Genomic DNA, 9,515 nt, shown 5'->3' on the forward strand with positions numbered 1-9,515 from the left:
CGCATTCTCCGAATAGTCATGTCAATAGGCGGCTAATTATCCGGAAGATGGCTTGGCCTATATCCGTGTCACCAACAACGCGGAGACACTTCCATGACAAATCAGCAGACAGATACAGGCGCTCAAACCAGAACGGCGATTGTGACCGGCGCCTCCAAGGGCATCGGTGCCGCCATCGCGCGGCGGCTCGCCGGCGACGGTGTCGCCGTCGTCGTCAACTATGCGCGGGGACGCGCGGAGGCCGAAGAGCTTGTCCGGGCGATCGAGGCCGACGGCGGCAAGGCGATCGCCGTGCAGGCCGATATCGCCGATCCGGCGGGCCTCACGAGGCTGTTCGATGCCGGCGAGAAGGCGTTCGGCGGCATCGACATCCTCGTCAACAATGCCGGCATCATGAAGACGTCACCGATCGCCGAGACCGATGACGCCTCGTTCGACATGCAGGTCGCGATCAATCTCGGCGGTGTATTCCGCGGCATGCGGGAAGGCGCGCGCCGACTTCGCGACGGCGGTCGTATCATCAACTTCTCGAGCAGCGTCGTCGGCCTCTACCAGCCGGGTTACGGCGTCTACGCCGCCACCAAGGCAGGCGTCGAGGCGATGACCCACATCCTGGCCAAGGAGCTTGGCGCGCGCCGCGTCACCGTCAACGCGGTGGCGCCCGGACCGATCGAGACTGCCCTGTTCACGGACGGCAAGAGCCAGGCGCAAATCGAGGCCATCGGCAAGATGATCCCGCTCGGCCGGCTCGGCCAGCCCGAAGACATCGCCGGGCTGGTGTCTTTCCTGGCCGGGTCGGATAGCGGTTGGGTCAACGGGCAAATCATCCGCGCCAATGGCGGCGTGGTCTGAGGAGACGATCATGCAACAGACAATCTTGATCACAGGTGCTTCCAGCGGCTTCGGCGCGATGACGGCGTGGGCGCTCGCAAGGGCAGGTCACACGGTCTATGCATCGATGCGCGACCCGGCGGCGCGCGGGGGTGCTGCGGCCGCCGAAATGGAAAAGTTTGCTCGTGATGAGGGCGTGGCGCTCAAGCCCATTGCGCTCGACGTGACCTCGGACGCCTCGGCAGAGGCGGCAGTCCGGCTGATCGTTAGCGAGGCCGGCCGGCTCGACGTGCTGATCCACAACGCCGGACACATGGGGTTTGGACCGACCGAGGCTTTCGCGCCCGAGCAGCTGGCGCAGCTCTATGACGTCAATGTCGTCGGCACACAGCGCGTCAACCGCGCGGCCTTGCCGCATATGCGCTCCCTTGGCAAGGGCCAGATGATCTGGGTCGGCTCGAGCAGCACGCGGGGCGGCACGCCGCCCTTCCTCGCGGCCTACTTCGCGGCCAAGGCCGGCATGGATGCACTGGCGCAGAGCTATGCGCTGGAACTTGCCCGCTTCGGCATCGAGACGACAATCGTCGTGCCGGGCGCCTTCACCAAGGGCACCGAGCATTTTCATCATGCGGCAGCGCCGGCGGATGCGGAGCGCGCGGCGCTCTACTGGTCCGGCCCTTACGCCGGCGTCGATCAGCAGGTGCTGAAGGGGCTGGCCGCAATTGAGCCGGCGGATGCCGACCCGGCTGATATCGCGGCGGCCATCGTCGACCTCGTGGCGATGCCGCACGGAAGGCGTCCGCTGCGCGTGCACGTCGACCCCGCTGACGATGGTGCGGCGGTCGTCAATGGCGTCGCCGATCGCGTCCGCGCGCAACTCATGGAACGGATCGGCCTTGCCGACCTGCTCCATCCGGCTGCTTGAACCCAACCCTCAAAGACCAAGGAAAACGATCATGCCATTCGCCAACATCAAGATGCCGCAAGCGGCTCTCTCCAAGGCGCAGAAGGAAGACCTCATCCATCGAACCACGGCAATGTTCGTCGACTTTTTCGGCGAAGGCGTCCGGCCCTACACGATGGTGCTGGTGGAGGAGGTCGCCGACGGCGGCTATGGCCGTGCCGACGAAGTCTTCGTCGTGCCGGAGGCCTATCGCGCGAAGGAGTAGCGCCCGAACCGCGCCTTACCTTGGCCGGCGGGGCTGAGGCAGGCGCGGCGCCGACACGCCGGGAGGGCCTACTTGCCGGCCATGTGATCGGCAAGCTCCTGGGCCTGGGCGAGAAGCGCCGGGAAGACCGGCTCGCCCGGCAGGTGCTGGCCCACACAGGCGCGATAGTCGGCGTCACCTTTCTCCCAGGCGGCATTGGCGGCGTCATACGACTTTTGGTCCTTGAGGTCCGAGGCTTGGTAGGCCTCCTGGAACTTCTGGGCGGCGGCATCGGCCGAGGCCCACAAGGCGTCGCAGGCGGCGATCTTCGGGACAGGCGGTGCCGCAGGGGCCGAGGCGATCATGACGCTGTTGCCCTTGACGAGCGTGACGATGACCTGCTGGTCGGGGTTCGGTCCTATGTCCTGCGCCCAACCGCCGAGCCGCGCAAAGGCGATGTCGGCGCCTCCAGGCTTCTTCAGGGGAAAGTCGAGCGTCCCCGTGAACGCGGCGTCGCTGTTGATCGCCTGGGTGTAGAAGGCATCGAGCTTCAGTGCCGCATCGATGCCGGTGGGCAGTCTGAAGCTCGCGTCCATCTCGGCGGCTTTGGACTGGAGCCAGCGCGCGAGAAGACCCCGCGTCGTTGCCACCAGGCTCGGGCCGTCGTCGCCTTTGCTGTACCGCAACCCGTCCAGCATGCCGAACCCGATATCGGCATCGCTCAGGCTTTCGAGATTGATCGTGCCGGTTGCCGGAAAACCTGAAACCGCCAAGGGGCCGAGAAGAGCGGAAAGCCGCTTTTCGAGATCGGCCAGCGCTTTCGTCCCGGCGGCATCGAGCGTTTCCACGGGTTCGTTCGCGCTCTCCAATGCTGCGATAGCGGAAATCGCCTTATCGCGTGCGGCGATATAGTCGTCCTCCGGCGAGGCCGCGAAAGCTGCTCCGGTCGCGAGTGCGAACACGATCATCCAGACCAACCGCATGACATAGCCCCCTTGTGGCGATCGACAGATTGGGAGCCATCGAGCAGCTTTGCGGCTATTGCGCGGCACGCCTCACACCTTCCGCTTCTCCACCTCCGCCTTCCTCAGCAAGAATCGCTGGATCTTGCCGCTCGGCGTCTTCGGCAATTCGGTGACGAAGTCGATTTCGCGCGGATAGGCGTGGGCCGAGAGCCGCTTGCGGACATGCTGAGCGAGTTCCTCGGCCAGTTCCGGGCTGCCGCGAAATGAAGATGCCAGGATGACGAAGGCCTTGACGATTTCGGTGCGCTGCGGGTCAGGCACGCCGACAACCGCTGCCTCGTTGACCGCCGGGTGTTCGATGAGCGCGCTTTCGACGTCGAACGGGCCGATGCGATAGCCGGCCGAGGTTATGACGTCGTCGGCGCGGCCGATGAAGCTGATCGACCCGTCCGGCTCGAACTCGACCGTGTCGCCGCTGCGGTAATAGCCGCCCGAAATCGCCGGTGTTTCCGCCTGGTGGTAGCCGTCGAACCAGCGCAGCGGCGAGTTGGCGATGTCGACGGCGAGGATGCCGGGCTGGTTGGGGCCGAGCTCCTGGCCGGCATCGTCCAGCACGACGATGCGGTAGCCCGGCATGGCGAAGCCGGCCGAGCCGGGGCGCACCGGGTGCGACAGGCCGTGATGGTTGTTGACCAACATGCCGTTTTCGGTCTGGCCGTAATGGTCGTGGATCGGCACGCCGAGATGGGCGTCGAACCAGCGGATGACTTCCGGGTTGAGCGGCTCGCCCGCGCTGCTCACCACGCGCAGCCGGCCCTTGATGCGGGCGGCGGGAGCCGCGGCTTCGGCCAGCAGCAGGCGGAAGGCGGTCGGCGATCCGGCGAGGCTGGTGACGCCGAGGCGCTCGATGATGTCGTAGGTGCTTTTGGCGGTGAAGGCGCCTTCGTTGAAGGTGGTGGCGATGCCGAGCAGCAAGGGGCCGGTGATCGCGTAATACAGACCGTAGGCCCAGCCGGGATCGGCGATGTTCCAGAAGACGTCGTCGGGCCGCAAACCGATCGCATCGCGCATATAGGCGCCGAAGGCCAGCAGCGCGCGCAGCGGCACCGGCACGCCCTTGGGCAGGCCCGTCGTGCCCGAGGTCGACATCATCATGAACAGGTCGTCGCCCTTGCGCATGACCGGCTCGCAGGACGTCGATGCGGCGGCAAACGCGGCGCGGAAATCGATGTCGCCCGCCGGCAAGGTCTCGCCAGGGGCAAGTATGGTCGCCACGCTGGGGCAATCCTCCACCTCGTCCAGCTTGCCGCGATTGGCTGTGTTGGTGACGACGAGTTTTGCACCGCTGGTCTTCAGCCGGTGCTCGATGGCCTTCGGGCCGAAGGCGGTGAACAGAGGCTGGTAGACCGCGCCGATGCGCCAGGTGCCGAGGATAAGCGCGACAAGTTCGGGAATGCGCGGCAGCATGCCGGCGACGACATCACCGGGGCCGACGCCTGCTTCGTTGAGTATATTGCCGACGCGCGCCGACATATCGCGAAGATCATCGAAGCTGAATTCCCGCAGCTCGCCATTGGCGGAGATCGAGCGCAGCGCCAGCCGGTTTTGCCCGGCGTGGCGATCGCAGCATTCGACGCAGGCATTGATGCCGGTCAAGGGGTCGCCATGAAGGCGCGCGACTTCATCTTCGATACGAAAGCGCTGAACGGCATCCGCGTAGCGCGGCAAGCCGGCCGAAGCTCCAACCATCGCAGCGTGCCTCCGTGGTGGCGTCCTCGTGGACCATCGTCATTGCCGACAGGATAGCCAAGATCACACTCATGGTCGATGAGGTGATCGCCGCGAGGCTTGATGCAAACGGGGCAGGGGCTCGCCTTCCCGCTTCGGGCGCCAGGATCGCGCCGAGGGGTATCCGGCCCCGAGCGCTCTTCATCCTCTGGCCCTAGAGGCCGAACCAGCGCGAGCGGCGGCTCGATCCAAAAGTCTCCTTGTCAGCGCGCAGCGCCACCGAGGGCTCGTAGTAGGTGCCCGTTGGTGCTGGGCCTGAGAAGAAATCGACCTCGACCTTGCCGATGCGGCCGCCGCCGAACTCGATATAGCAGGTGCCGAAGCCGTCATAGAGGGAGCCGCTGCCGCTCTGGCGCAGTTTTGCGATGAGCCCGGTAGCAACGGCGCGCGCCGCACCCTCGGCGAACACGCCGGCCTTGGGCGTGCCGGTGTTGGCGCCGTCGCCGACGGCATAGACATTCTCGTATCTCGTTTCGAGCGTACGCGGATTGACCGGGATCCAACCGTTCTCGGCCATGCCGCTTTCCAGCACCACTGGCGGCACGCGATGCTTAGGAACACCGAGGAAGAGATCGAACGGCATTTCCGTGCCGTCGTCGAGCACCGCCACATTGCGGGCATTGTCGACGGAGGCGACGCGCCTGCCGGGGACAAACTTGATGTCGCGTTCGGCAAAGGCCGCCAGCAGCGCTCGCGAGGTGTCGGGCGAGGGTGGTACCGGGCTGCCAAGCGGCAGCACCAGGGCGATCTCGCAGGCCTCTCGCACGCCCTGCCTGACCAGATAGTCGTGCAGCATCAGCACACATTCGCTGGGTGCCGGCGGGCACTTGTAGGGCGCCCCGCAGACGCCGACCATCGCCTTGCCTTTTCTGAAGGTCGGCAGCACGTCGCGCAGCCGCTCCGCTCCCGCCACGGTGTAGAACTCGTTGGTTCCCGAAAGCCCTGGCGTGGCGTCGAAATCATATTCGGCACCCAGCGCGACGACGAGGTGGTCGGCGTCGAACACGCCGTCATTGGTGGTCACCCGGCGCCTTTCGGGGTCGATCGAGGTTATCGTGCGCTTCAGCATCCTGACGCCGGGCTTGGCGTAGCTTTTGTATGGCAGGCGCACGGCCTGCGGCGTCTTCAGGCCGAACATCACGTCCAGCTTGGAAAAGCCGAACACGAAGGAATCGCTCTGGTCGATCAGCGTCACCTCGATGCTATCGCCCATCGCTTCGGAAAGCAGCGTCGTCAGTTCCAGGCCGCCGAAACCAGCTCCCAGCACGACGATACGCGGTTTGCTTGCAGTGTTCATCTTTGTTCCCACCAGTGTTTCCCGGTTGATCGATCATTCCCGTCGTGGCGGCGGGACTTCCCGTGTCCTCGCCGCCAAAATGTTGGCCGTCCAAGTCCAGGTAGGTTGGTCGATGTCAGGTCAGGACTGGCTGCGACACGATGCGGATGTACGGCTTCGGCTCCTTCCAACCCTGAGGGTAGAGTTGCTTCGCTTCGTCGTTCGACACCGATCCCGCGATGATGACGTCGTCGCCTGGCTTCCAGTTGACCGGCGTCGCCAGGCGGTGCTTGGCCGTCAGCTGCAGGGAGTCCACCACGCGCAGCACCTCGTCGAAGTTGCGGCCCGTCGTCATCGGGTAGGATATCACCAGCTTGATCTTCTTGTCCGGGCCGATGACATAGACGTTGCGCACCGTCTGGTTGTCGGCGGCGGTGCGTCCGTCGGCGCTGTTGCCGGCCGACGCCGGCAACATGTCGTAGAGCTGCGAGATGGCGAGCGTCGGGTCGCCGATCATCGGGAAGTTCGGCGCCATGCCTTGCGTCTCGGCGATGTCCTTGGCCCAGCCGGCGTGCTTCTCGACCGGGTCGACCGAGAGGCCGATGACCTTGACGCCGCGCTTGTCGAACTCGGGCTTGAGGCGCGCCATGTAGCCCAGTTCGGTCGTGCACACCGGCGTGTAGTCCTTGGGGTGGGAGAACAGGATGCCCCAGCCCTTGCCCAGCCATTCGTGGAAGCTGATCGTGCCTTCGGTGGTCTCGGCGGTGAAGTCGGGGGCGATGTCTGCGATACGGAGTGACATGGTTGCTTTCCTTTCCGGTTGGAATTCGATTGCGAGGGCAAATTAGGAAATCTATGTTCCGCGAGCGTTCCCCGACGCTCCCTGGTTGGTGACGGCTCTGGCACCCCAGGGCTGGCTTTCCTGATGGTGCCTGTATGCGCGTTTCGATCCATCTGCTCGGCCGCTTCGCCGTCAGCGTCGATGGTCGCCCGATCCCGGCGGCCGACTGGCGGCGCGACCGCGCCTCGGCCCTGGTCAAGCTGCTGGCGCTCAGGTCTGCCCACCGCATCCACCGCGAGCAGGCCATGGAAATTTTCTGGCCCGACGCCGATCCCGAGGCGGCCGGCGCCAATCTGCGCAAGGCCATTCATTTCGCGCGCCGCGCGCTGGGAGCCCATGACCTGATCGAGGTGAGCAACGACATCGTCTCGCTTGCCCCGCATGCCGAGCTCGAGATCGACGCCGAAAGCTTCGAGGCCGCCGCCAGGGCGGCGCTGCGAGGTGGTGACCGGAGCGCCTATGAGCGCGCCGCCGACCTTTATGGTGGCCGGCTTTTGCCGGACGATCTTTTCGTCGAGTGGCTCGACACACCGCGCGCGCAATCGCAGCAGCGCTACAGCGATCTTTTGCGCGCCGGCGGCCTATGGCAGCGCCTGATCGCGCTCGACCCTGCCGACGAGCAGGCCCAGTGCGCGCTGATGCAGGCGGCACTCGATGCCGGCAACCGTGTCGAGGCCATCCGCCAGTTCAACCAGCTGCGCGACAACCTGCACGCCGAACTCGGCGTTGGGCCGAGTGCGGCGACCATCGCCCTTTACGAGAAGGCGCTGGCCCTCTCCGGCGCCGCGACCGTCAACCCGTCGGAGCGCATCCGCACGTCGCTCGCCTGGGGCCTGGTGCATTTGCAAAGCGGCGAGTTCGACAAGGCAAGCGAGATCGCCAGGCACACCCGCGACCTGGCGCTCGGCGCCGACCTGCCGCGCGAAGTCGGCGAGGCGAGCGCGCTGCTCGGCCTCGCCTCGATGATGCGGGCGCAGTGGCCGCAACTGTTCCGCTCCGAATTCATCGAATGGGTTCGCGCCAAACCGGCCTTCGTGCAGCATGTCTTCGATGGCCATCTTTGCCTATCCGAATTCTGTCTCTGCAGCGCCTCGGGCCATGCCGAAGTCGCAGGCCTTGCCAGCGAACTGCTCACCGTGGCCGAGGAGGCCGGATCGAATGCCGGTCGCGGGCTTGCCTGCCTGCTTCTGGGCGAGGCGGCGCTGTTTTCGGGCGACCTCGACGAGGCCGAGCGCCACCTGAGCAAGGCCGAGCGGCTGCTGCTTGAGGCGGACGCGGTGGCCGGCCGCGTGCTCGCCATAGAGCGGCTGGCCGAGATCGCGCTGGAGCGCGGCCAGAAATGGCGCGCCAGCCGGCTCATCCAACGCGGTCTCACCGACGCCGAACGCTCATGGCTGTCGCCGCACCTGATCATGCGCATGCAGGCGCTCGCCGTGCGGGCAGCGGCGACACCCAAGATGGTGGCGCAGGAGATCCTCGCCGGCGACCGGCTGTTGACCCAGGGCGCCTGCCAGCCCTGTTCGATGGCGCTGCGCACGGCCTCTGCGATCGCCCTTGCCGAGGCGGGCGAACTGGACCAGGTCGACCGCCGCCTGAACGACGCCGAGCGCATCGCCGGCATGTGGCATGGCGGCCCGTGGGCAGCCGCCCTTTGGGAAGCGCGCGGTGTCCAGCGGCGGGCGCAGAACCACGAGATCCGCGCGCTCGCCGCCTTCGACGAGGCGGCCTCGCGCTATCAGGAGCTCGGCCGCCCGCGCGACCAGGCCCGGTGCCTTGCCCGCATGGGTTCCGAGGGTTGACGGCAAGGAATCGGTTCCTCGTCCTATGACGGATGGCGCGTGGGCTGGTCTCACCCGCGCGGGCCTGTATGATCGCAACGGGAATGCCTGGGAGGAGGCTCGCTCATGCGGCTGGATCAGAATCTCCGTCATTGGAGGATTTGGGCACTCATCGCCGCCATGGTGCTTTGGCCGCAGGCGGCGCCGGCCGACGGCATCACACCGGAGCGGATCACGGCTGCCCTGCCCAAGCTTGAAGCGCTCGCCGAAGCGGCCGTCGCGGAGGGTGCCGTACCCGGCCTCGCCATCGCCGTCGTGCACGATGACCAGGTGATCTTCCTTAGGGGGTTCGGCCATCGCGAGGCCGGCAAGCCCGAGGTCGTCGACGCCGACACCGTGTTCCAGATCGCATCGCTTTCCAAGCCGGTCTCCGCCACCGTCGTGGCGGCGCTGGTCAGCGACGGGATCGTGTCCTGGGATTCGAAGATCGCCGACCTCGATCCGGCCTTCCGGCTGGCCGATCCCTATCCAACCAGCCAACTCACCGTCCGCGACCTGTTTTCGCACCGCAGCGGACTGCCCGGGACCGCCGGAGACGACCTCGAGGACATTGGCTATGATCGCGCCGAGATCCTGCATCGCCTGCGGTTCGTCCCGCCATCGTCGAGCTTTCGCGCCGGGTATTCCTACAGCAATTTAGGATTGACGGAGGGTGCCGTGGCGGCCGCGACGCCGACAGGCAAGCCGTGGGAGGCGGTCGCCGAGGAGAAGCTCTACCGTCCGCTTGGCATGGCCTCGACCAGTTCGCGCCATTCGGACTTCGTCAAGCACGCGAACCGCGCGGCGCTTCACGTCAAGGTCGATGGCGCCTGGGCCGCGAAGATAGAG

The 9,515-nt window shown here is 66.2% G+C and carries 9 protein-coding genes; 5 read left to right on the top strand and 4 right to left on the bottom strand.

The window, feature by feature from the left end; translation table 11 throughout:
* Positions 1-93 precede the first annotated feature (93 nt).
* From AC1D0I_RS27990 to AC1D0I_RS28000, 3 genes are read left to right on the top strand one after another with little or no spacing between them, the layout of a single operon-like run.
* Positions 94-852 carry an SDR family oxidoreductase gene (locus AC1D0I_RS27990; protein ID WP_477399203.1) on the top strand — a complete coding sequence of 253 codons (759 nt, stop codon included), beginning with the start codon at positions 94-96 and terminating at the stop codon, positions 850-852.
* Between the two features lie 7 nt (positions 853-859).
* Positions 860-1,756 (top strand): SDR family oxidoreductase, encoded by an 897-nt coding sequence (locus AC1D0I_RS27995; protein ID WP_477399216.1) that lies wholly within the window; start codon positions 860-862, stop codon positions 1,754-1,756.
* Between the two features lie 31 nt (positions 1,757-1,787).
* The gene (locus tag AC1D0I_RS28000; RefSeq protein ID WP_127263805.1) at positions 1,788-2,000 is read left to right on the top strand and encodes a tautomerase family protein; all 213 of its coding nucleotides are present in this window, start codon (positions 1,788-1,790) and stop codon (positions 1,998-2,000) included.
* Between the two features lie 68 nt (positions 2,001-2,068).
* On the opposite strand, the gene AC1D0I_RS28005 is transcribed toward AC1D0I_RS28000, so the two are convergent.
* The 4 genes from AC1D0I_RS28005 to AC1D0I_RS28020 form a co-directional block, all read right to left on the bottom strand.
* On the bottom strand, positions 2,069-2,962 hold the full coding sequence (locus AC1D0I_RS28005) for a hypothetical protein (RefSeq protein WP_477399205.1): 894 nt from the start codon (positions 2,960-2,962) through the stop codon (positions 2,069-2,071).
* A gap of 72 nt (positions 2,963-3,034) precedes the next feature.
* A complete protein-coding gene (locus AC1D0I_RS28010) occupies positions 3,035-4,693 on the bottom strand; it encodes an acyl-CoA synthetase (protein WP_477399206.1) in 1,659 nt (552 codons plus the stop codon).
* Positions 4,694-4,886: 193 nt separating this feature from the next.
* Positions 4,887-6,029 (bottom strand): NAD(P)/FAD-dependent oxidoreductase, encoded by a 1,143-nt coding sequence (locus AC1D0I_RS28015; protein WP_477399207.1) that lies wholly within the window; start codon positions 6,027-6,029, stop codon positions 4,887-4,889.
* A gap of 115 nt (positions 6,030-6,144) precedes the next feature.
* The gene (locus tag AC1D0I_RS28020) at positions 6,145-6,810 is read right to left on the bottom strand and encodes a peroxiredoxin (RefSeq protein WP_477399208.1); all 666 of its coding nucleotides are present in this window, start codon (positions 6,808-6,810) and stop codon (positions 6,145-6,147) included.
* Between the two features lie 134 nt (positions 6,811-6,944).
* Here AC1D0I_RS28020 and AC1D0I_RS28025 point away from each other — a divergent pair, with 134 nt between their 5' ends.
* Positions 6,945-8,648: a BTAD domain-containing putative transcriptional regulator gene (locus AC1D0I_RS28025; RefSeq protein WP_477399210.1), complete on the top strand. Its 1,704-nt coding sequence runs from the start codon at positions 6,945-6,947 to the stop codon at positions 8,646-8,648.
* Between the two features lie 105 nt (positions 8,649-8,753).
* Positions 8,754-9,515, top strand: a 762-nt coding sequence (locus tag AC1D0I_RS28030; protein ID WP_477399212.1) for a serine hydrolase domain-containing protein, incomplete at its 3' end; no start/stop codon positions are given.

The sequence above is a fragment of the Mesorhizobium sp. P2_D1 genome (assembly GCF_056404455.1).

Coding starts and splice junctions, on each gene's coding strand:
- AC1D0I_RS28010 (WP_477399206.1), bottom strand. CDS start 4,693: ATGGTTGGAGCTTCGGCCGGCTTGCCGCGCTACGCGGATGCCGTTCAG.
- AC1D0I_RS28025 (WP_477399210.1), top strand. CDS start 6,945: ATGCGCGTTTCGATCCATCTGCTCGGCCGCTTCGCCGTCAGCGTCGAT.
- AC1D0I_RS28000 (WP_127263805.1), top strand. CDS start 1,788: ATGCCATTCGCCAACATCAAGATGCCGCAAGCGGCTCTCTCCAAGGCG.
- AC1D0I_RS28020 (WP_477399208.1), bottom strand. CDS start 6,810: ATGTCACTCCGTATCGCAGACATCGCCCCCGACTTCACCGCCGAGACC.
- AC1D0I_RS28005 (WP_477399205.1), bottom strand. CDS start 2,962: ATGCGGTTGGTCTGGATGATCGTGTTCGCACTCGCGACCGGAGCAGCT.
- AC1D0I_RS28015 (WP_477399207.1), bottom strand. CDS start 6,029: ATGAACACTGCAAGCAAACCGCGTATCGTCGTGCTGGGAGCTGGTTTC.
- AC1D0I_RS27990 (WP_477399203.1), top strand. CDS start 94: ATGACAAATCAGCAGACAGATACAGGCGCTCAAACCAGAACGGCGATT.